The 21,306-nt window shown below is 45.7% G+C and carries 19 protein-coding genes; 6 read left to right on the top strand and 13 right to left on the bottom strand.

The genetic code is table 11. From position 1 onward, the window contains the following. Positions 1 to 3: 3 nt before the first annotated feature. Positions 4 to 1,470 (top strand): amidophosphoribosyltransferase, encoded by a 1,467-nt coding sequence (purF, locus tag QUB33_RS03870; protein WP_333347484.1) that lies wholly within the window; start codon positions 4 to 6, stop codon positions 1,468 to 1,470. A 724-nt stretch (positions 1,471 to 2,194) separates the two neighbouring features. Next, positions 2,195 to 3,280 (top strand): DUF3474 domain-containing protein, encoded by a 1,086-nt coding sequence (locus QUB33_RS03865; protein ID WP_333141385.1) that lies wholly within the window; start codon positions 2,195 to 2,197, stop codon positions 3,278 to 3,280. Positions 3,281 to 3,403: 123 nt separating this feature from the next. Here QUB33_RS03865 and QUB33_RS03860 read toward each other — a convergent pair whose 3' ends face one another. From QUB33_RS03860 to QUB33_RS03820, 9 genes are all read right to left on the bottom strand, one after another. Further along, the gene (locus QUB33_RS03860) at positions 3,404 to 4,084 is read right to left on the bottom strand and encodes a cysteine hydrolase (protein WP_333347480.1); all 681 of its coding nucleotides are present in this window, start codon (positions 4,082 to 4,084) and stop codon (positions 3,404 to 3,406) included. Beyond that, on the bottom strand, positions 4,075 to 4,437 hold the full coding sequence (locus QUB33_RS03855; RefSeq protein WP_333347475.1) for a cupin domain-containing protein: 363 nt from the start codon (positions 4,435 to 4,437) through the stop codon (positions 4,075 to 4,077). Before QUB33_RS03855 ends, QUB33_RS03860 begins: the two co-directional genes overlap by 10 nt. Positions 4,438 to 4,454: 17 nt before the next feature. Further along, the gene (locus QUB33_RS03850; protein ID WP_333347472.1) at positions 4,455 to 6,044 is read right to left on the bottom strand and encodes an ABC transporter ATP-binding protein; all 1,590 of its coding nucleotides are present in this window, start codon (positions 6,042 to 6,044) and stop codon (positions 4,455 to 4,457) included. 255 nt (positions 6,045 to 6,299) lie between these two features. Next, positions 6,300 to 6,989 carry a biuret amidohydrolase gene (gene biuH / locus QUB33_RS03845; protein ID WP_333347468.1) on the bottom strand — a complete coding sequence of 230 codons (690 nt, stop codon included), beginning with the start codon at positions 6,987 to 6,989 and terminating at the stop codon, positions 6,300 to 6,302. A 29-nt stretch (positions 6,990 to 7,018) separates the two neighbouring features. Continuing rightward, the gene (locus QUB33_RS03840) at positions 7,019 to 7,945 is read right to left on the bottom strand and encodes an ABC transporter permease (protein ID WP_333347465.1); all 927 of its coding nucleotides are present in this window, start codon (positions 7,943 to 7,945) and stop codon (positions 7,019 to 7,021) included. 45 nt (positions 7,946 to 7,990) lie between these two features. Continuing rightward, complete coding sequence (locus QUB33_RS03835; protein ID WP_333347462.1) at positions 7,991 to 9,100, bottom strand: ABC transporter permease; 1,110 nt, start codon at positions 9,098 to 9,100, stop codon at positions 7,991 to 7,993. A gap of 192 nt (positions 9,101 to 9,292) precedes the next feature. Continuing rightward, the gene (locus QUB33_RS03830; RefSeq protein ID WP_333347459.1) at positions 9,293 to 10,474 is read right to left on the bottom strand and encodes a BMP family ABC transporter substrate-binding protein; all 1,182 of its coding nucleotides are present in this window, start codon (positions 10,472 to 10,474) and stop codon (positions 9,293 to 9,295) included. Between the two features lie 747 nt (positions 10,475 to 11,221). Beyond that, positions 11,222 to 11,812 (bottom strand): hypothetical protein, encoded by a 591-nt coding sequence (locus QUB33_RS03825; RefSeq protein WP_333347456.1) that lies wholly within the window; start codon positions 11,810 to 11,812, stop codon positions 11,222 to 11,224. A gap of 237 nt (positions 11,813 to 12,049) precedes the next feature. Continuing rightward, on the bottom strand, positions 12,050 to 12,439 hold the full coding sequence (locus tag QUB33_RS03820) for a DUF1830 domain-containing protein (protein WP_333347453.1): 390 nt from the start codon (positions 12,437 to 12,439) through the stop codon (positions 12,050 to 12,052). A 374-nt stretch (positions 12,440 to 12,813) separates the two neighbouring features. Here QUB33_RS03820 and QUB33_RS03815 point away from each other — a divergent pair, with 374 nt between their 5' ends. Further along, the gene (locus QUB33_RS03815; RefSeq protein ID WP_333347450.1) at positions 12,814 to 14,394 is read left to right on the top strand and encodes a photosystem II high light acclimation radical SAM protein; all 1,581 of its coding nucleotides are present in this window, start codon (positions 12,814 to 12,816) and stop codon (positions 14,392 to 14,394) included. A 457-nt stretch (positions 14,395 to 14,851) separates the two neighbouring features. Further along, positions 14,852 to 15,322, top strand: coding sequence for a hypothetical protein (locus tag QUB33_RS03810; protein ID WP_333347448.1), 471 nt, complete (start codon positions 14,852 to 14,854; stop codon positions 15,320 to 15,322). A 133-nt stretch (positions 15,323 to 15,455) separates the two neighbouring features. On the opposite strand, the gene QUB33_RS03805 is transcribed toward QUB33_RS03810, so the two are convergent. From QUB33_RS03805 to ntcA, 3 genes are all read right to left on the bottom strand, one after another. Further along, positions 15,456 to 15,851 carry a pre-16S rRNA-processing nuclease YqgF gene (locus QUB33_RS03805; RefSeq protein ID WP_333347445.1) on the bottom strand — a complete coding sequence of 132 codons (396 nt, stop codon included), beginning with the start codon at positions 15,849 to 15,851 and terminating at the stop codon, positions 15,456 to 15,458. A 29-nt stretch (positions 15,852 to 15,880) separates the two neighbouring features. Next, positions 15,881 to 17,563, bottom strand: coding sequence for a DUF3084 domain-containing protein (locus QUB33_RS03800; RefSeq protein ID WP_333347442.1), 1,683 nt, complete (start codon positions 17,561 to 17,563; stop codon positions 15,881 to 15,883). Positions 17,564 to 17,640: 77 nt separating this feature from the next. Next, positions 17,641 to 18,306 carry a global nitrogen regulator NtcA gene (ntcA, locus tag QUB33_RS03795; protein ID WP_006634020.1) on the bottom strand — a complete coding sequence of 222 codons (666 nt, stop codon included), beginning with the start codon at positions 18,304 to 18,306 and terminating at the stop codon, positions 17,641 to 17,643. A 329-nt stretch (positions 18,307 to 18,635) separates the two neighbouring features. Here ntcA and fabI point away from each other — a divergent pair, with 329 nt between their 5' ends. Then, complete coding sequence (gene fabI, locus QUB33_RS03790; protein WP_006634022.1) at positions 18,636 to 19,412, top strand: enoyl-ACP reductase FabI; 777 nt, start codon at positions 18,636 to 18,638, stop codon at positions 19,410 to 19,412. A gap of 207 nt (positions 19,413 to 19,619) precedes the next feature. Further along, complete coding sequence (hisB, locus tag QUB33_RS03785) at positions 19,620 to 20,258, top strand: imidazoleglycerol-phosphate dehydratase HisB (protein WP_333347534.1); 639 nt, start codon at positions 19,620 to 19,622, stop codon at positions 20,256 to 20,258. Between the two features lie 45 nt (positions 20,259 to 20,303). Here the strand turns inward: hisB and QUB33_RS03780 are convergent, their stop codons facing one another. Further along, positions 20,304 to 21,254 carry a PmeII family type II restriction endonuclease gene (locus QUB33_RS03780; protein ID WP_333347438.1) on the bottom strand — a complete coding sequence of 317 codons (951 nt, stop codon included), beginning with the start codon at positions 21,252 to 21,254 and terminating at the stop codon, positions 20,304 to 20,306. Positions 21,255 to 21,306: the final 52 nt, after the last annotated feature.

Raw genomic sequence — 21,306 nt, 5'->3', positions numbered from 1 at the left:
TCTATGATTCCCAACCATTCCTTCGCGGCTGACGAGCATTCTAGCAAACCCGACAAGCCCGAGGAAGCTTGTGGCGTTTTCGGTATCTACGCACCGGGTGAAGATGTCGCCAAGTTGACCTACTTCGGTTTGTATGCTTTGCAGCACCGCGGTCAGGAATCAGCAGGAATTGCCACCTTTGAAGGTGAAAAAGTCCACCTGCACAAAGATATGGGACTGGTTTCCCAAGTCTTTAACGAATCGAGTTTAGGTCACTTGCCCGGTAACTTAGCAGTAGGCCACACTCGCTACTCTACTACCGGCTCGTCGCGGGTTGTCAACGCTCAACCTGTTGTCGTCGAAACCCGTTTGGGAAGTCTCGCATTAGCACATAACGGAAATCTTGTCAATACCAAAGAATTGCGGGAAGAATTGCTGTCTCGGAAGTGCGAGTTTGTCAGCACGACGGATTCAGAGGCGATCGCAGTGGCGATCGGTTCCGAGGTAGACAAGGGCAAAGACTGGCTGGAAGCAGCGATCAGTGCCTTTGGTATGTGCCAAGGAGCCTTTAGTTTGACGATCGCCACCCCCAAAGGCGTGATGGGAGTCCGCGACCCCCAGGGCGTCCGCCCGCTGGTAATTGGCATCCTCCCCACAACTCCGGTACGATACGTTTTAGCATCGGAAACTTGTGGCTTGGATATTATCGGTGCTGAATTTTTGCGGGACGTAGAACCCGGGGAATTAGTTTGGATTACAGAGGAAGGTATGGCTTCCTTCCACTGGAGCCAGCAGCAGAAACGCAAACTTTGCATCTTTGAAATGATCTATTTTGCTCGCCCCGATAGCCAAATGGAAGGTGAAAGTTTGTACAGCTACCGCCTGCGGATCGGGCGTTTGTTGGCAGCAGAATCTCCCGCTGATGCTGATATAGTCATCGGCGTTCCCGATTCTGGAATCCCGGCCGCGATCGGCTTTTCTCAAGCTTCCGGCATTCCTTACGCCGAAGGATTGATTAAAAACCGCTACGTGGGGCGCACTTTTATTCAACCGACTCAGACAATGCGCGAGTCAGGAATCCGCATGAAACTCAACCCTCTCAAAGATGTCTTGGAAGGGAAGCGGGTAATTATTATCGATGATTCGATCGTGCGCGGTACTACCAGTCGCAAAATCGTCAAAGCCTTGCGGGATGCTGGTGCAACCGCAGTTCACATGAGAATTTCCTCGCCGCCGGTGACTCATCCGTGTTTCTACGGGATCGACACCGACAATCAAGATCAGTTGATTGCTGCTACTAAGTCAGTCGCAGAAATCGGCGCCCAAATTGGGGTTGATTCTTTGGCTTTCTTGAGTTGGGATGGAATGCTAAGGGCGACTAACGAAGACCCGATGAGTTTTTGTTCTGCCTGTTTCACCGGTGATTATCCGATCGACGTTCCAGAAATGGTAAAACGGTCTAAGCTCATATTAGAAAAAGCTGGAACCTAAAAAATCAAAAAGCGAGAAAGCAATCGCCCGTCACTTTCCGCAATTTAGGGATTTTCAAGTTTTTCTGGTAAGTCATTGCCAGAATGTGTGTAGAAATGTTACATTAACTTAGCTTTAGCAATTCTTGCAGAATTGGTGAACTGTAGTAAACAGTCGCTTGGGTACCACTTGTGTGAAACCCAACACTCGGATTGGAGATTGGAGATTGGAGATTTGTGCTTGAATCTAAAATCGCCAATCTAAAATCGATGGTTTTTCCCTACACTCTCGTTCACAATTCCTGCTCGAAACGCTGTATGCTACCTGCAGACTGGAGGTAGTTCCTCCAGATGTCCACTCTCAGATTGAAGTCGCATTTCGCACCAACAACGGGCACATGAGATTTTTTCAGATAACAGGGTCGATCGCACTAATTTTTCCCACACAAGTATTCCACAAGCCAACTTGCTTGAGAATCGCGGACGGGCTAATCCTGCGAACTAAAGAACTTTAGAAACCCTTGCAGAGTAAAAATATGGCTCCTTGCAGGTTGAATGTTACCTCACCTGCATAGGGGGATACAGCCCCCCGACTCCTGTCCGGGAGAGCCAAAGAATTTAGATATTAGTTAAGCCCCCAAATTAATCTGTGGAGTGAATCTAAAATCTAAAATCTAAAATCTAAAATCGATTGACTGTTACAAGGCGGAATGCGGTTTCTCAAGTCAGCTTAAATCGGAAACTTCGTGCAATCAAATACTGTTCTCAATCCCGCGAGCAATCAAGGCTCATCCTCTCGTACAGCAGAGTTACCTTTTACTCTTCAAGATATCAAGGCAGCTATTCCAGCCCACTGTTTTGAACCCTCGGCATGGAGATCTCTGGCTTATTTCTTTTTAGATCTTGGAATTATCGCAGGTTTGTATGCGATCGCCTACACCCTCGATTCCTGGCTCTTTTACCCAATCTTTTGGTTGATGCAGGGAACCATGTTTTGGGCATTGTTTGTAGTGGGCCACGACTGCGGACACGGTTCATTTTCTAAGAGCAAATGGCTCAACAACCTGATCGGACACCTCTCCCACGCTCCAATTCTCGTGCCCTTCCACGGTTGGCGGATTAGTCACAGAACCCACCACGCAAATACAGGCAGCTTAGATAACGATGAAAGCTGGTATCCGGTATCGGAAAGCAAATACAATCAAATGCCTTGGTACGAAAAGCTGGGACGCTTTTATTTGATGTTATTTGCCTACCCAATTTATCTATTTCGCCGATCGCCCGATCGGGCAGGTTCTCACTTCATGCCCGGTAGCCCGATTTTCCGTCCCTCCGAAAAATGGGATGTGTTGACGAGTTCCGCATCCTTGGTACTGATGGTAGGCTTTTTAGGCGCGCTAACCTATCAGTTTGGTTGGCTGTTTTTACTCAAGTTCTACTTGGTTCCCTATGTAGTGTTCGTGATGTGGTTGGATTTGGTAACATTCCTGCACCACACAGAAGCCGACATTCCTTGGTATCGCGGTAAAGATTGGTCTTTCTTGAAAGGTGCATTGTCTACGATCGATCGCGACTACGGAATCATCAATTCCATCCATCACGATATCGGCACCCACGTAGCCCACCACATTTTCTCGACAATGCCGCACTATCACTTGAAGGAAGCAACGGAAGCAATCAAACCAGTGTTGGGCGATTATTATCGCAAGTCAACCGAGCCAATTTGGAAGAGCTTTATTCGCTCTTACTGGGATTGTCATTTTGTCTCCGATACAGGTTCTGGAGTTTACTACGAATCACCTAACAGTCGGCGATCGGCTGAAGTTAAGTAGTTTAAATAAACAATAGAATACGTAAAAACCCGACTTCTTAAAGAAACCGGGTTTTTCTTTTTTGCGCGTGTTCGATCAGATGTTCCACATCTGGAGGGGTGACAAGCCGCCCTGGAGGGGTTGTCACCCAGCCAGCGATTTTTCCAAAGCTTGTATTACTACTTCAGCCTTCGCAGTCCAACCAATAATACCGCCTTGGGCGCGAATCATATCGATCGCGCTTTGTTTAAATTGTGGAAAGTAGCTGGCTGTAGCATCCTCAACGAGTAAACATTCAAACCCCCGATCGTTAGCCTCGCGCATAGTTGTTTGAACGCAAACCTCAGTCGTGACTCCAGTAAAAATTAGGTGAGTAATCGCTTTTTCACGAAGTATTAATTCCAAATTAGTGTGATAAAAAGCGCCCTTTCCTGGTTTATTAATTACTATTTCATCAGACCTAGGTGTCAATTCTGAGATAATTGAATTGCCAGGTTCACCCAAAATTAAAATTCGTCCAATTGGACCTCGATCGCCAATTTTTAGTTTACTTTGACCCCGCTTTTGCTTAGATGGAGGACAATCAGAAAGGTCAGGTTGATGACCTTCAATAGTGTGAACAATAGGGAGATGGCGATCGCGAAATACCTCTAACAACTGCTTTACCGTTGGCACGATTGCCTGTAGTTGGCTAACATCATTGCCTAAAGCTTCACCAAATCCCCCAAGCTCCAAAAAATCTCGCTGCATATCGATGATAACCAAAGCCACACAGCCAGAGACTGGCAGTTCATAATCATAAGGTTGGGCAGATATTAAGACCATAGTGATATAGGTTTTTCCCAAATTACTAGGACTATGCAGCCAGCTTGGCTGACAACACTGTGGTTACTGTTAGGGGGGTTAATAACAAAAGTTCCGGCTTGGTGTTCGCCATTCTGGTCAGTTTGCGATCCAGTTAGTACATAAATATGTTCAAAACCTGTATGCGTGTGCCTTGGGACACTTGCTCCCGGCTCATAGCGCAGTAGAGCAGCAGCCGATCCACTTTCGTTGTCACCATAAAGTCGGTAGATTTCAACCCCATCACGAAATGGTTGCCAAGCCAACTCATTCTGCCACGTCGCGATATTAGGTAAATCCTTAAGGAGCAAAGCTTGGTTCAGTAGTTCAGTCATAGGTATTCCAAAATTGATTAATGTCCTGCCATACTCTTACCGATCTGAACAAAATCTGCATCTGCGATCGCACTTTCATAAGTAAAATTCCCGCCACTAATTACCAAAACCCGATCGGACAATTTCAGCAGTTCATCTAAATCTTCGCTCACCAGCAACACAGCTACTCCTCGGTTGCGAGCCTCAATAATCTGACCGTGAATATACTCCACAGCAGAAAAATCAAGACCAAAGCAAGGATTCGCGGCAATTAGTAACTTAATATGTTCGGCGGAGAGTTCCCGCGCTAGCACTGTGCGCTGTACATTTCCCCCCGACAGATTACCTATAGGGGTATCTGGCGAAGGCGTTTTTATTTTGAAAGTATTAATTAAGTTCTTAGCCGCCTGCCTAATTTCTTTCAGGATGAGTAAGATACTTGCTTTAGCTTGCGGAGGGCGGTCAAACGTCCGCAGCGCTAAATTTTCTGCCACACTCATGTGTGGCACACAAGCATTATGAAGGGGTTCTTCTGGTAGTGCGAAGACTTGATGTTTAAACATCTCGGCTCGTGTTGCTGTATAAACTTCGCCATTTACCAGCACATCTCCACCTGTAGCAGAACGCTGACCAGCCAACACCTCCACCAGTTCCCGCTGACCATTGCCAGAGATACCTGCAATCCCAACAATTTCGCCACTGTGAACTGTGAGATTTACTCCTGTCAATACCTCCAAACCGTTGTCTTTATTGGCATGAAGGTCTTTAACTTCAAGAATAGGAATAGTCGTTGGGGGGGCTGTCTTTTCAACTTGTGTTGGCTCACGCCTTTCACCCATCATCATTTCAGACATATCCGAGACAGTCAGATCCTTTACCAAACCCTGACCTGCAAACTTCCCTTTACGCAGCACCGTGATGCTATCGCAAAACGCCATCACTTCCCGGAATTTGTGGCTGATAATTAAGACGCTTAATCTTCCAGCAGTAACTTCTGCGCGCAGTAAACCTAAAACCTCATCGGCTTCCTGCGGAGTAAGCACCGAAGTAGGTTCGTCCAGAATCAAGATCCGACTCTGAAGATATATCTGTTTAAGAATTTCTAGCTTTTGTTTTTCCCCCGCAGCTAATTGAAAGATTGGGGTATCTAGAGGAACTCGGAAAGGAGCAGTTTTCATAAAAGCCTTTAACTGCTCGTACTCGGCTTTCCAATTAATCAAATTGGGGCTATCAAAGCGGGACAAAACCAGATTTTCGGCTACAGTCATCGCAGGCACAGAGGTGAAGTGCTGGTAGACCATGCCAATGCCGTACTTATGAGCATCGCGAGGACTTGCGATCGTAGTTTCCTGCTTATCAATCAAAACTTTGCCTGAAGTAGGATTATAGAAACCCATAACACATTTAACAAGGGTACTTTTGCCTGCTCCGTTCTCGCCCAGCAAAGCATGAAACGTCCCTGGTTTTAGCGTCATCGAGAAGTTATCAAGTGCAGTCATCGTGCCAAAGCGCTTAGTCATGTTAACCACCTCTAGTTCTGGTGGTGGAACAAAGTTTTGAGTTTTGAAATTTAAGTTTTGAGCTTCCAGAGCTAATTTTCGATCTATAGAATCAGTTACTTCTGTCATATTTTTGTCTCCCCTGTAAAGTTTCCAACTTATCGGCTACTTATGAAATTTAAATTTTTAGTGAGAGCGCCGGGTTCATTTCAAGGTTTGAAGTATTAACCTCACCTCTGGTAAAATCTGCCTTCTTATCTGCGTTCATCGGCGTTTATCTGTCTTCATCTGCGGTTAAAAATTAACCCCTGATTCCTACAGACAAATTTTCACATCACTCTTACACAACCGATGCAACCAACATAATATAACTTAACTTTTCCCTCAGAAATCATCATTTAAAGCTTTAATAAATGCTTCTGAATCAGCAACAGTTCCAAACACTCCTCCCTGCATTTGGATCATCTTGATCGCCGCCAGATGGTTGCCATAATCTGTTGCGCCCGTACAGTCAGATAAGAGCAAACATTCATAACCGCGATCGTTTGCATCTCGCATTGTGGTATGGACGCAGACATCGGTTGTAATGCCAGCCAAGACAATATTTTGAATGCCTTTGCGTTTCAGTAGCAAATCTAAATCCGTGGCATAAAACGAACCTTTTCCAGGCTTATCGATCACCGCTTCTCCAGGCAAAGGCGCGAGTTCTGGAATGATTTCCCACCCTGCTTCACCTCGAACTAAAATTCTGCCGCAGGGTCCAGGATCGCCAATTCCGGCGTTAATTTGGCGCGATCGCCACTGCTTGTTTTCTGGTAAATCTGCTAAGTCGGGGCGGTGTCCTTCGCGGGTGTGCATGATATGGAAGTGCTTCGCCCGTGCGACTTCTAAAACTTGCTTGATTGGCTCAATAGGAGCGCGAGTCAGTGACAAGTCGTAGCCCATCTTATCAACATATCCACCAATGCCGCAGAAATCAATTTGCATATCAATTATCAGCAGCACCGTATTTTCTGGGCGCAAATCGCCATTGTAAGGATAAGGATATGGTTCAGCTTCTACAAAACGTCCCATGTTTATCTTCCTTGCGATAAATTCCTGTTTTATGTGCTAGTTCCTAAAGATCCAGGCGCGCCTGTCAAAGTTCGTTTCGGCGAACAAGTAATAATCATGATCGCCAGCGTCAGGATGTAGGGCGAAGCATTGAATAAGTAGTAATAGGAATCCACCCCTACTGATTGCAAAGCGGGGCCAATCGCCTGCGCCCCCCCAAATAGCAACGAGGCGTATAAGCACTGAACAGGATTCCAACGGGCGAAAATTACCAGCGCTACTGCCATGAGTCCTTGACCGCTAGAGATGCGTTCTGTCCAACTACCGGGATAGTAAAGGGATAAATAAGCACCACCAATTCCAGCTAAAAAACTCCCCGCAATAATGCAGAGCATACGAACTTTATTAATCGAGATTCCCATTGCTTTAGCAGCATCGGGACTATCCCCAACTGCACGAATGAATAACCCCCAGCGAGTTGATTTAAAAAACCACTGCATTAGAGGGGCGATCGCTACACCTAACAAAAATAGGGGACAAATTTGTAGCGCTGATTGCACCGGAGGCAGATGACTCCAAGCACCCAGAGGGAAACTCGGCAACTGGGGGGCACTTGGTTGAATAAAAGGTTTACCAAAAAAGAAAGCAATGCCGCTACCAAAAATAATCATGGCGATGCCTACGGCAATGTCATTTACTTTTGGTTGTATGCACAGCCAAGCGTGGATAAAACCTAGTACCATGCCAGCTAGACCAGCGGCTAAAACACCTAACCAAGGCGATCCAGTCTGATAAGAAATAGCATAGGCACTCATCGCACCCGTTAACAGTGTCCCTTCTAACCCCAAATTAATCTTGCCGCTTTTTTCGGTCAGGCATTCGCCCAAACTGACGAACAGAAACGGAGCGCTACCCCGCAAAGTTCCTGCCAAGATACCTAAAGGTACTCCCCACCAACCTAATACTTCTGCTGCCATTGTTGATTCCTCCGATTTGAGATTTTGGCTTAACGTATTGCTTAGTTAGACAGTGGCTACTGATGGCTGCTCGCTAGAAGGTGGCTGCTGAGGGCTATCGGTTGACGGTTCTTTGAAAAATGGCAAACGTCCGTAGAGCGATTCGCTATACAGAACTACCAAAAAGACCAAACCTTGGAACACTAAAACCGTTGCATCGGGTAGTCCATGTGCCCGTTGCAAGATGCCACCACTAGCAAGAATGCCGCCAAGCAGAATTGCCACAATAGTCGCAGCAAGAGGGTTGTGTCGAGCAATGAATGCGACTAAGATACCGCTGTAGCCATAGTTAGCATTAAGTGATTCGTTAGCTCGACCATGCACGGCTGCCACTTCCACCATGCCTGCCAAACCCGCACAAGAGCCAGCTAAGAAACAGATTGCCATTGTCAATTTGCCGACAGGAAGTCCGGCAATTCGAGCAGCGCGGATGTTACCTCCTGCGGTTCTAGCTGCAAAGCCAAAGGTAGTGCGCTGGATCAGGAAATAGGCGATCGCACAAGCAACCAACCCATAAATTAGACCGTAGTGAACGCGGGTTCCTGGAATATTCCCTAACATATTCAAATCAGGAATCGGGTAACTAGAAATTTTATTGACACTGCTGGGGTCACGCATCACGCCGCCGACTAAATGATTCAGCAGGGCGATCGCAATATAGTTCAACAACAAGCTGCTAATTGTCTCATTCACTGCCCGGTAATAGCGCAAAGCTCCCACTGCACCAATCCACAGACCTCCACAGACAATTCCTGCCAGCGCCATTGCAATTTGGACTAACGTCGGCGGTGCAGAAGATAAAGCCAGTCCAGTGGCTACAGCCCCCAGACCCCCAACTACTAAAGCGCCTTCGTTGCCGATAATCACCAACCCCAAACGGGCAGGCAAAGCCGTGCACAAGGAACTCAACATCAACGGTGCAGCCCTGATCAGGGTGTTTTGGAATGAATGCCAACTGCCAAACGCTGCTTTGTAGATTGAGGCATAGACAGCAAAGGGATTAGATCCAGCCGCAGCACAAAAAATTCCAAACAATACCAATGAGAAGACGATGGCGGCGATCGGGATACAAACCGCTTCCAAAGTTGTACGCCAGTTTTGACGGTTAATCATCATCAGAATAAAAGATGAATTACTAAGAAAATGATGAGTGTTGAATTAAAAACTTGCTTGTATAGCAGTTGCCGACGGGCGTGAAATACTTTCTTAGCGAAAGGAAGGGGTATGTAGGGGCAAACCTGCTCGCCCCTACTAAGCTAATCAGCGTTTAAGTTGTCCGCTATACAATTTTGAATGCACATCAGCTAATTAACTCGTAACTTTGCCGATGACGCCTGAACCCAGCCAATTCATCTTTTCTAGTTCTGCATCTTGCTGCTTGTAATCCTTACCTTCAGCAATCACAACTTTCCCGGTATTATCTTTTATTTCCCCCTTATAAATGACCATGCTGCCATCAAGAAACTTACTCTTAGCAGCATCAGCATCCTTTTTCGCTTCCGCCGTTACGGCGCTACCGTAGGGCGACAGCTTCAAAAAACCATCCTTCAAACCACCACGTACTAAATGGGGAATGCCTCCGTTCATTAGCGTCTTGCCAGCATTAAGCATTTCAGCATACTTAGAATAGACATTCGTCCAGTCCCACTCAGCACCTGTTAAATATCCTTTGGACGCAAGTTGGGCTTGACTCGCATGGTAGCCAGTACAGAAAATGCCTCGTTTCTCAGCCGTTTCCATCACTACTTTGGGGCTATCTACGTGACAGGTAATTACATCAACACCCTGGTCAGCCATACTATTAGCAGCATCAGCTTCTTTAACAGGCAAAGACCAATCTCCTGTAAAAATCACCTGAGTTGTAACTTCTGGTTTAATGCTACGTGCCCCTAAGGTAAAGCTATTGATGTTGCGTAATACTTGCGGTATGGGTTTAGCAGCAATAAATCCTAATTTTCCGGTTTTGGAAGCGTGGGCAGCAACAATGCCTGCTACGTACTCACCCTCATCAATGTAGCCAAAATAGCTGCCAACGTTATTTGGATGCTTACCTTCCTGATAAAGTCCACCGCAGTGGAAGAATTGTACCTCCGGGTAATCCTTTGCCAGTTTCAGAATATGCGGGTCAAAGTACCCGAAGGACGTAGGGAACAGAACCGTTGCCCCATCCTGTTCGATCATGTTCCTCATGGTTTCTTGTACCGATGTAGTTTCAGGAACATTTGCTTCCTCTACGGTTTTTACCCAGGCTAATTTAGAAACCCCAGCGTTCCCTTCTGCTTGGGCTTGATTGTAGCCGTAGTCATCTTTGGGACCAACATAAATAAATCCCATCACAATTGGCTTATCTTTGCCAGCCGAGTTTGCTTGAACCTCTTTAGCCGGAGTACATCCAGTCCAAAGGCGCGATGTGACTGCAAACGCTGTAGTAGATAAAATCCCACGAATTACTTGACGCCGAGGTATAAACAATGACTTTTTGGTACTCATTCTCTATGTTCTCACTAAAAGTCTTTAAGGGGAATTCATAGCTAAGCTGTAACGCTTATACTTACCGGAAATTGCTAGATATATTCACGCTAAATTTGCCAGCTTTTAGTCGCTCTATTCAACAATGAGATTCAATGCGTTAATAACTATTTAAATTCACATCACATCGTGAATTTAATGAAAAAGATACATGGTGAACCAAAACTAATTCTAATATAAAATTAGTTTTTCCTGGAAATGTTGTCTTAGGAAACTCGAATCCCCTACAAATTAATGATGTTTATCTTATACCAATTACTTTTAGTAGTAAGTTTTTTTATAAAAACTTAATAATATTAGCAAAATTGTCGCCCAAAAAGTTCGCTATAAACAAAATTAAACAATAAGGTTCACCACAAACAAAACATACTTTTTTAGGTCTGGCACGCAACTAGCTTTTCAGTCTTGGACGCAACGTAAAAAGAAGTCGAGGCTGAATCAAAAACAATAGAAATCGATCTTATAAAATCCGAAAAACTGTCATTGATTTCTAATAAGAGTGAATAATCCGAGCAAGTTTTATGAGGACTGAAGTCTTCACTACCAACTCTATAACGGTTATTGTACCTGAGATGTTGCACCATTCTCAATAAGCTTTTTATGAACAGGCAAGATGCCTGTTCCACAAAGAGTGAATTTTCTTGTGGAACAGGCATCTTGCCTGTTAAGCGAGAATGATGCAAGATGTGAGTTGTACCGGAGATAATATTAGAGATTGGCTTTAAGCCCGATCGCCGTGACAATAGTCCACGCATCTACCAACAGCAGCAGCAGCGTACATAAAAGTAAAATAAGATACATCCAAGGCTGCGACAAAGGGCGGATATCTCTAGTATCAATACCTGTTTTTGCCTCCACCAAACCGACTAATTTACCAAACCCAGCCACTCGCATTGGCAGCAAATAACCTTCTCCCGAATGACTCAAAAAATAGTAAACTAAACCTCCTTGACCTGTCGATCGAGGTTTGAGAGCTTTTACCTCAGTCCAAGGTAGCGACCAACCCTTGCGAAAAAAACGCGGAAACCAGTTGGGATATGTGACTTCAATCCCTTCCTCGCTCAAAATTACCCTTTCACTGAGCACGCCGTACAAGCCCACAGCCCCGACAAAAATTGCCGCCCAGAGTGCGGCCGGGGGAACCGGTGCTTTCGTTACTTCCGACAAAAACGGCAACGGAATTGTCAGGGCTGTGTACAAGCTCAACAGCGTGATTCTAATCAGGGGAGAAAGCCGGAATACAGCCGGCTCAAATACTGGGGCGGAAGATGGGGAAGAGGCGATCGGTTGTGCTGACATGAGTGAAATTCGAGAAGCTGTTTAATGATATTTTTGCACAGCTTTCGAGACCGCCAACCAAACTCAGGGAAATACGAAAAACCCGACAATATTTCCAGTTGTGAGTTTTGATCTAAAATTCATTTCAGAAACTTTGATTCTTAAGTGTTGAGTTTTTACCGCTTTGCAGAAGTTGGAATCTTGAGCGCGGAGTTATCAATTAACTGACAATTTATAACTCAAAACTCACAACTGCGATTAATCGACGGCGGTTAGTGCCGGGACAGTCAAAGGTTCTGAGATTTCTCGGGATTTGGGGCGGCCGGCCATTACTGCTCGATCGCCCTGAACTGCCTCTCGCGATCTGCTAGGATTGACGTTTGAATAGGGGCCTTCGTTAATCTGCAAGCGATCGCAAGGAATTTTATCCGACAAAATTGCACTGGCCATCATCCCGGTGTGAATTTCCAATGCTGCCGCCGGCATCGCTTCAAACACTAAGCGCTGTCCGGGAAACACCACTCGTTCAAAGTACCAGTTAGGAATGTTGGCGATGCGAGCAATCTGAATCTGACTGGTGGCGTTGACGTAGCAGCACAGAATCTTGCTGTCAATGTCTGAGGGTACGGGGTCAAGAATTTGAGCCATAACTGCTGAGGGAGCCTTGCCTAAAAGTTTTAGTTATCTTCTCAGGCTAACACTAGGCGATCCCGCCTACTGTAAAGCCGACTACCAACTCCCTAATACATGAGAGACCGATCAAACTTAAATTAGAATTTATTGGTAGAAATATTGTTTTTTTGACCGCTAGCTTGGAGATTAGGTCAATATACGCTGTATTTGCTTAAAAATTAGCTTTTTTATGGTGCTGTCGCCGATCGACACCAACAAGCTCGGCATTGAGCCCAATAGAAAAATTTAAGAATATTTAATGTCAAATTGCGAAAATTAGACAGATTGTAAAGTTATATTAAAAGAATATTAACATAGCTGAAAAAGTTCCACTTTAGGATATGGCAATCATGGAAAACCGAGAAAACCGAGTCCTGTACGTTCGCCTCCCTTGCAATCCTATTTTCCCGATCGGAGTTGTGTATCTTTCGGATCACGTACACAAGCTGTTTCCCGATGTCGAACAGCGCATTTTTGATTTAGGTGCCGTACCCCCCCTGGATTTCGCTAAAGCTTTAGATGCCAGCATAGACGAGTTTAAGCCGACTCTGCTGGTTTTCTCTTGGCGGGACATTCAAATTTACGCGCCCGTGGGCGGCAGGGGCGGCAACCCGCTGCAAAATGCCTTCGAGTTTTACTACGCCAAAAATCCGCTGATCAAGTTCCGGGGAGCCCTCGGAGGACTGCGTTTAGCAGCGTCTTACTACACCGAACTCTGGCGCAATTTGGGACTGATTAAGCGCGGATTGAAGCGGGCCCGGAAATACCGCCCGGAAGCTCGTGCAGTGGTCGGAGGCGGTGCTGTGAGCGTGTTTTACGAGCAGTTGGGCCGCAGTTTGCCGGCGGGAACTGTGGTTTCGGTGGGGGAAGGCGAAGCTTTGCTGGAGAAGTTGATTAAGGGCGAAGATTTGGCAGAGGAAAGGTGTTATGTCGTGGGAGAAACCGTGCCGCGCGCGAAGCTAATTCACGAAAAACCAGCCAACATCGAGAAAACTGCCTGCGATTATAACTACATCGAAACCATTTGGCCGGAATTTTCCTATTATCTACAAGATATGGACTTCTACGTCGGAGTCCAAACCAAGCGCGGCTGTCCTCATAATTGCTGTTACTGCATTTATACGGTGATTGAAGGGAAGCAAGTGCGGATCAATCCGGCGGATGAGGTGGTGGCGGAGATTCGGCAATTGTACGATCGAGGTATCCGCAATTTCTGGTTTACCGATGCTCAATTTATCCCAGCACGCAAATTCATCGACGATGCAGTTGAATTATTGCAAAAAATCATCGCTGCCGGCATGGATGACATACACTGGGCCGCTTATATCCGTGCGGACAATCTCACACCAGAATTGTGCGATTTGATGGTAAAAACGGGGATGAATTACTTTGAAATCGGCATCACCAGCGGTTCCCAGGAACTGGTTCGCAAAATGCGAATGGGCTACAACTTGCGAGTAGTTTTGGAAAATTGTCGCGATTTAAAAGCAGCAGGTTACAACGATGTGGTTTCAGTTAATTACTCGTTTAACGTCATTGACGAAACCTTTGAAACTATCCGGCAAACTATTGCTTATCACCGAGAATTAGAGCGAATTTTCGGAGCCGATAAAGTGGAACCAGCGATTTTCTTTATCGGGTTGCAGCCGCACACAATTTTGGAAGAATACGCCTTTAAACAGGAGATTCTGCAACCTGGTTACGATCCCATGAGTTTGATGCCTTGGACAGCCCGCAAGTTGCTGTGGAATCCCGAGCCTTTGGGTTCGTTTTTCGGGCAAATTTGTTTAGAAGCTTGGCAGCGTAATTCCAATGATTTCGGCCGCGAAGTGATGGCAATTTTGGAGGAAAAACTCGGCTGTGCGGATTTGGAAGAGGCATTAACCGCGCCTGTGGAAATCAAAGACAAACAGTTGGCAGCAGTTAATTAATTACCAGGTTCGCAGTCAGGACGACGGTTATTTAAAAAATGGGAAATGGGAGGAAAAATGTATCTTCTGTTTCCCTTTTTATTATTCACTAAATAGCTAACCGCAAATAAACATTACCCTGTAACTGAGTCAGTCCGCGACCTGGGGGGCTAGAAACCAGGTTCCTACGAAAATCAAAGGTTTAGTAAGGAGAAATATATGAAGAAACCCGGTTTCTCAGATTAGCGGGGACAAGTCATAAAATCTTAAAAATGTCCTCAATGCAAGAGACTGCTTGCATTCGATCGCATTGACATACTTATGTATTTTCACTCGTGTAGGGTGCACAGTTCGCACCTTACTTAAACCGACGGTGTACCGGGTTCCCTGTACCTCTTACCTCTGATATTAAATATTATTAATATCCAGCAAATATCGCTTAAGATGTAATTATATAGTTAAAACCAGGAGTAACAGGATGTTTTATAAAGATACAGTTAAGGGCATTAAAAGAGTAGTTCTAGTTATGGCAGGCATTAGTGCGATTCCCTTCGGGATAGCTTCGCTTCACGGCTTTTTGACAGCCTCAGCAGAAGCGACGGCACTAAATCAACCGATTGGCAAAGTTCGGGCAATCGAACCCAACAGTTCCCGCAATGATCGACCGCTGCAAATTGCTCAAGTTGAGGGATGTCCGAGGGCCGAAATGGTGCAATCTTTCGCAACGCCCAACTTTTCTATATACATTTGCAAAACCCAGGAAGGCGATATTTTTTACCGCGGCCTCAGCAAAATAAATGGCAGCCAAATCAATGTAATGCAAGTAACTACAGGTGATGACGGAAGTTATGAAGCGACTAACGGCAATATTATCTACTCAATTAACCCCCAACGCCTGCAAGTCCGCCAGAATGGTAAGGTAATTTTGACCGAAGCTGTCATTAAGTAACACTAACTGTTATTTAATGATAAATTAACTAAATTTAGGGTGTATTTTATTTAAGTTAAAAATTCAATAGCCGCCAAAACATATTGATTTCTTAATAATCAAATAGAATCAGTGGTAACGCTTATAAAATTGACTAACTTTTGTTTAAATACCTCTGAATTAGGACGATCGCCACTATATCATCTACCGGCCGCGGCGGAGTCCGCATCCCCTGGGGAATCAAGCGAGAAAGTCCCGTCGGAGGGTACATTTCCCAGTAGCGTTCCTTGGCTTCCAAACTGCTGAACCTCTCGTCAACCCGAACAATTTCGATCTCCGGCGACAAACTCTGCGTCAGTTTTTGTTTCCAAATCTTAGAAGTCGTTTGATCTCCCATCACTAATAACTCAATGGGAAACTGTTCGCACAAAGATTGAATAGTAGATATCGCTGCTTCCGACAGCACAACTTGATGGTAGCAGACCTTCTTATCTCTACCCATTACAGCTATGCCACATTTGTCTTTACCTGGATCGAAACCTAAAATCATAGCCAGTTACCCATTTTTAATTACCAAATTTATTTTTTAATTTTCAAGTCTCCTGGGCCTTGTGTTTGTTGTCCGGTGCGGAAAACAACGACTCCGTTTTCAAGAGCCACTAAATCTATTTTCAGCGGGCCGGCGATGTAAGTGACATCTGCCGCGATCGCCTGAACGTCCAGCGGTTTCTCGTACTGCTGCAATCGCTCGATAAAACCAGCCAAAGTTTCAATCTGATTGTCGGCCACTTGAACTCTACCGCCGACAACACCGATCAGGCGAGCGCGAAATTGACAAGCTTCTATCAATTGCAGCAACTGCTGTCGCACCTGTTCGTCGGTCAAAGTCACGGGATCGACAGCAACCCCTGCAATCACATCTCCAGCGCGGAAAACCACTCGATTGATTTCTGCTTCTGCAAATACCTTAATTACCTTTTCTTCCCGCAGGTAATTAGCGCCGGCGACAATCCGCACCACGTAGTCTTGACCGTCTTTAATCTGACTAATTAGTTGATCGATTTCTGCTTTAGTAATTTGAATAACTTGGTCTCTAACCTTGGTATTTTCCGGCTGCATGAGTCCGACGGTGGTTTTATTTGCTTCTTGCAAAAGTCGATCGATCGCGCCACTCGCCATACCGGGTTCGATAATGCGAACGACGCCAGCAGCTAAAATTTGACCGCGCCTGATGGCAACTGTACCCTCGCGGATTGCCTGAAAGTCGCGTTCCAAAATTTGCACTTGTTGCTGCAAGACAGTTTGTTGCTGTTCGAGTTGAGTTTGTTGCTGTGCCAAGGTTTCTAAGAGTGCTTCCCTCTCGGCAATTACTTTGTCGCGCTCGACAATAGTTCGATCGCGCTCGGCGAGATTTTGCACCCGCTGGGCAATTTCCTTGTCTCGCTGGGCAATTAGTTCGTTGCGATCGACAATTTCCTTGTCCCGCTGGGCAATTTCTGCGTCTCGCTTGGCAATTTCTGCGTCTCGCTTGGCAATTTGAGTTTTTACCTGCTCGATTAACTGTTGGCGCTCGTCTTGCAGTTGGGCGATTTCCGATCCTAAAGCCGTTTTTTGAGCAGAAACAGTTTTCAATTGGTTCTCGGTGCGATCGAGCTGAGCTTTTGTAGTCGATCGGGCCGTTTCGACCAGTTTCAATTGTTCTTCGGTGCGGGATTTAGCCGTTTCCACACTCCTAAGCTGTTCTTCAGTCTGAGATTTAGCCGCTTCTACCTGACTTAACTGCTGTTCAGTTTTAGACTTGGCTGCTTGCACGCTGTTGAGCTGGGCCCGCAGCGAGTTTAATTTTGTTTGCGTCCGAGCTTGCTCGGCATTAGCGGCTTGCAGGGATTGATTAATTTGCTCTAAATTGGCTCTAGCTTGCGCTTGAGCGGCTCTTGCTTGAGCTAATTCAGTTTCAACTCGATTTTTTTCTTGAGTGGCTTGGTTGATTTCTCTGCGGGCGTTGTTAAGTCTTTTTTGAATCTCGTCTATTCTAAAAACTCCCGTTCGCAGCGGCTTGCTAGTAGCAAACAAAATGCCCAGAGTCAGTGCTGACAAGATACTGCCGGCCATCACTGTCACAACCACAGCAGTATCGCGGGGGCGAAGTTTGAACAAGCTCAACCTTGCCTTGCCGACTTTCGTCCCAAGGCGATCGCTGACAGTGGCGATCACACCCCCCAAAACTAACATTACAAATACCAGGATGTATCCAGCAGTCATTCCGATTTTAGATTTTGGATTTTGGATTTTGGATTGAATCTAAAATCCAAAATCCAAAATCCTATACTTTCTCGGCATCAAGTGAATTGCTGGCTTAAGGCCACCGGGTTATGGACTGTGATCTTTTTCTTGTGGATCGAGATCATTGTTTCTTGCCTGAGATCCCCCAGCAAACGAGTCACCGTTACCCGAGTCGAGCCGATCGCTTCGGCGATCGCCTGGTGAGACAGCTTCAAATCAATCGTAATCCCCTCTGTACCGGGTACGCCAAAGTCCCGGCACAGAATCAGCAAAAAGCTGACGAGTCTCGAACCCATATCTCGGTGGGCCAGCGTTTCGATCATCATCTCGGTTTGCAAAATCCGAGACGACAGTCCCCGCAGCATCACCATCGACAGTTCCGGGTCTTCCTTGAGCGCTTTCTCGACTTGTTCGATCGGCAACGAGATCAACTCTACCGGCGTAAAGGCTACCGCGTGGTAAAACCTGTCCGATCGGTGTCCCGTAATCAGAGACAGCACCCCAAATACGCTATTTTCGCGCAGGAGGGCGACTGTAATTTCTTCCCCTGCTTCGTACACCCTGGAGAGCTTCACAGCACCTCTAATGAGAACGTAGACGCGCTCAGCCGGGTCTCCAGGGAAAAAAATTGTCTTGCCCCGTTCAAAGGTTTCCACAATGGGTGGAAACGCCCCGCCGCTGATTTGGCGGAACACGGCTGCTAGCGGTCTATCATGCGTCACGACTAGATCCTTCTGTACTAATCAATACTTTATAACTTGCCGATTAACCTTATTGAGTAAATATACTGCCCAACCTCCAATATCCAAGGATTCGGTTACTTCCATCTAATGTTAAGGTAAACACGCACTGTATGATTAAATCTAGCCCTTCTCTTAACTTTTTCAATTCCGCCCCCATGTAGCTCCACAGCAAAATTAATATAATTGTGTCTCAATTGTGTCTCAATTGTGTCTCAATCAGTTAAAGCTGAATCAGTTGTGTCTAAACTGGCGGGGTTGTCGCACAGAGCCAATGAGAACGGTGCTAGTTGCTTCTAGAAGAAATACAGATGATAGATTTGACCGGAAAAAATGCTCTTGTTACGGGCATTGCCAACAATCGCTCGATCGCCTGGGGCATCGCTCAGCAGCTCCACAAAGCTGGGGCCAACCTCGGCATAACTTATTTGAAGGACGAGAAAGGCAAGCACGAGCGCAAAGTCGCTGAACTGGTGGAACCGCTCAATCCCAGTCTGTATTTGCCCTGTAATGTCCAAGACGAGAGCGAAATTGAGTCTACTTTTCAAACCATCGCCGACAAGTGGGGCAAGTTAGATGTCCTGATCCACTGTCTGGCTTTTGCCGGCAAGGACGAACTTTCAGGAGATTTCACCAACACCTCGCGCCAAGGTTTCTCCAATGCTTTGGATATTAGCGCTTACTCGCTGGTGCGGCTTTGTGCTGCTGCTAAACCCCTGATGGCCGAGGGCGGCAGTATTGTGACGCTGACTTATTTGGGCGGCGTCCGGGTAGTTCCTAATTATAATGTGATGGGAATTGCTAAGGCGGCTTTGGAAATGAATGTTCGTTATCTGGCTGCTGAACTGGGTCCGTTAAATATTCGGGTAAATGCGATTTCTTCTGGCCCGATTCGGACTCTGGCTTCGTCAGCAGTTGGCGGTATTCTGGACATGATCCACCACGTTGAGGAAGTGGCCCCGCTGCGGCGGACGGTGACTCAGCAGGAAGTGGGAAATGCTGCGGCTTTTCTGTGCAGCAATCTCGCTAGCGGGATTACGGGTCAAGTTTTGTATGTCGATGCCGGTTACGAAATCATGGGAATGTAACAGTTGTCGAGAATTTTGAGTTATGTAGGGGCGGGTTGAGAGAATAAACTTTAACTTTAACAAGTAAGTTTTATGCAAAAGCCGCCCCTTTTGAGAGTTGTGAGTTTTGCATAATTCTCTTAACTAAACACTTGAGAATTAGCGCTGATCAAGCTGTAATCTTCAATTACTAATTATCAATAACTAATGAATGACCCATTGCGAATTATGGAGATAATCGATCGTCCTTCTGTGCCTCCTGCAAGTTCAGTTCAACCAGCTAGGGCGGCCTTGGTGAAACGCACGACACTAGAAACGGATGTCACGGCCAGCCTCAATCTCGACGGTGTGGGAACTTGCAAGGCGTCTACGGGGATTCCGTTTTTAGACCATATGTTGCACCAGATTGCTTCTCACGGATTGATCGATTTGGATGTGCAGGCGATCGGGGATTTGGAGATTGACGACCACCACACGAACGAGGATGTGGGAATTACCTTAGGCCAAGCGCTAGCAAAAGCTGTCGGCGATCGATCGGGCATTTCTCGCTTCGGGCATTTCATCGCACCTTTGGATGAAGCTTTAATTGAAGTAGTGCTAGACTTTTCGGGACGGCCTCACTTAAGTTACGGCTTGGAAATTCCCAACCAGCGGATCGGCACTTATGATACTGAATTAGTCAAAGAGTTTTTTTCGGCCGTGGTGAACCACACTCAAATGACACTGCACATTCGACAGTTGCAGGGCGGAAATTCTCATCACATTGTGGAAGCGGCGTTCAAAGCATTTGCGCGAGCTCTGCGGATGGCGGTAGAAATCGATCCGCGGCGCGCCAGTCGGATTCCTAGTTCTAAAGGAGTTTTGTAGTATGTGGTTTGTAGTAGCGTTTGGGCGCTACTACGAACCTGTCAATCAAAATATATCTGCTATATAGTTAAAAACACCTTGACTTCCCTTGCCGTACTTCCCGATAAATTCAGCGATGATTCGATCGCTACACCTTTCTATAGCTTCATCAATAGAACTTTGTGCTAAAACTTGACGAGCCGACTCACGCAACACTTCAAACAGATTCACAGTATAGCGAGTATCTTCACTGACAAAATCCCACAGTTCTCGACCGATTAAAGTTATCATTTCCGAATTTGGCAAAATTTGCTTCAGCAAACCAAGTGTTACAGTTTTATTAGTTCTTTTGCCGTAAGCTATACCAATATAAGCGCGATCGCCCTCCTGAATTTTTTCCTCAATTTTGGCAGCCCAATATACTATCTGGTCTTTATCCATATCATTCGGGTCACTTTTTACCTGTATCCAGCATTTCTCGCCATCACTGGTAGTTTTAATTGCGTCCCATCCTGACTCTTCCGGTGGATTTTCTGCACTTTCAGAGCAAGATATCAATAGTTTTTGAATAAAAAATCCCATTGAAGTGACAATAGACATAGTAGCCGTCATATAAACATTAAGCCTGACAACTTCTTCAGGAGTGTGCAGATTTAACGTCCTAATTAAAAATGGGTTGGGATGAATTTTCCCTAAAGTCAGATTTTCCACCATAACTAGCTGTCGCCCAGTAAAATCTCGACAAATACTGGCTAAAAAATTTTCAGCGATAGTAAGTTGCAGCGAAAGCTTGCCTGAAGATATAAATGCTAAAATGCGTTCAATCTCATCGGGAGTAAATCTGAGCGCTGTTTTGCCAGATATGCTGCTGATGTCGTTTCTGAGTGTTGCGACTTCTAAGTTAAAAAATTCTTCTAACTCCGCAAAATGACTGGCGAAAGAGCGAGACTTGCGGGCAGGCAGTCCTACTTCTTTTTCTAAAATAAATGCTAATAATTCATGAAGTTGCTCTGACACTTTTATTTGTCCTCAACTCTTTTATATATTAGTTAACTGAAAAGAGAAAGCT

The organism is Microcoleus sp. B3-A4 (genome assembly GCF_036705385.1).
Classification (GTDB): Bacteria; Cyanobacteriota; Cyanobacteriia; order Cyanobacteriales; family Microcoleaceae; genus Microcoleus.
Note: the sequence above shows the minus strand (reverse complement) of the source record. Positions and strands in the feature narration are given on the sequence as shown.

What these genes read in the sequence shown, in the direction of transcription:
- QUB33_RS03815 (WP_333347450.1), top strand. Translation starts at nt 12,814, where the DNA reads ATGGAAAACCGAGAAAACCGAGTCCTGTACGTTCGCCTCCCTTGCAAT.
- QUB33_RS03825 (WP_333347456.1), bottom strand. Translation starts at nt 11,812, where the DNA reads ATGTCAGCACAACCGATCGCCTCTTCCCCATCTTCCGCCCCAGTATTT.
- QUB33_RS03810 (WP_333347448.1), top strand. Translation starts at nt 14,852, where the DNA reads ATGTTTTATAAAGATACAGTTAAGGGCATTAAAAGAGTAGTTCTAGTT.
- QUB33_RS03830 (WP_333347459.1), bottom strand. Translation starts at nt 10,474, where the DNA reads ATGAGTACCAAAAAGTCATTGTTTATACCTCGGCGTCAAGTAATTCGT.
- QUB33_RS03805 (WP_333347445.1), bottom strand. Translation starts at nt 15,851, where the DNA reads ATGATTTTAGGTTTCGATCCAGGTAAAGACAAATGTGGCATAGCTGTA.
- hisB (WP_333347534.1), top strand. Translation starts at nt 19,620, where the DNA reads ATGGAGATAATCGATCGTCCTTCTGTGCCTCCTGCAAGTTCAGTTCAA.
- purF (WP_333347484.1), top strand. Translation starts at nt 4, where the DNA reads ATGATTCCCAACCATTCCTTCGCGGCTGACGAGCATTCTAGCAAACCC.
- biuH (WP_333347468.1), bottom strand. Translation starts at nt 6,989, where the DNA reads ATGGGACGTTTTGTAGAAGCTGAACCATATCCTTATCCTTACAATGGC.
- QUB33_RS03835 (WP_333347462.1), bottom strand. Translation starts at nt 9,100, where the DNA reads ATGATGATTAACCGTCAAAACTGGCGTACAACTTTGGAAGCGGTTTGT.
- fabI (WP_006634022.1), top strand. Translation starts at nt 18,636, where the DNA reads ATGATAGATTTGACCGGAAAAAATGCTCTTGTTACGGGCATTGCCAAC.
- QUB33_RS03820 (WP_333347453.1), bottom strand. Translation starts at nt 12,439, where the DNA reads ATGGCTCAAATTCTTGACCCCGTACCCTCAGACATTGACAGCAAGATT.
- QUB33_RS03860 (WP_333347480.1), bottom strand. Translation starts at nt 4,084, where the DNA reads ATGGTCTTAATATCTGCCCAACCTTATGATTATGAACTGCCAGTCTCT.
- QUB33_RS03850 (WP_333347472.1), bottom strand. Translation starts at nt 6,044, where the DNA reads ATGACAGAAGTAACTGATTCTATAGATCGAAAATTAGCTCTGGAAGCT.
- QUB33_RS03855 (WP_333347475.1), bottom strand. Translation starts at nt 4,437, where the DNA reads ATGACTGAACTACTGAACCAAGCTTTGCTCCTTAAGGATTTACCTAAT.
- QUB33_RS03840 (WP_333347465.1), bottom strand. Translation starts at nt 7,945, where the DNA reads ATGGCAGCAGAAGTATTAGGTTGGTGGGGAGTACCTTTAGGTATCTTG.
- QUB33_RS03800 (WP_333347442.1), bottom strand. Translation starts at nt 17,563, where the DNA reads ATGACTGCTGGATACATCCTGGTATTTGTAATGTTAGTTTTGGGGGGT.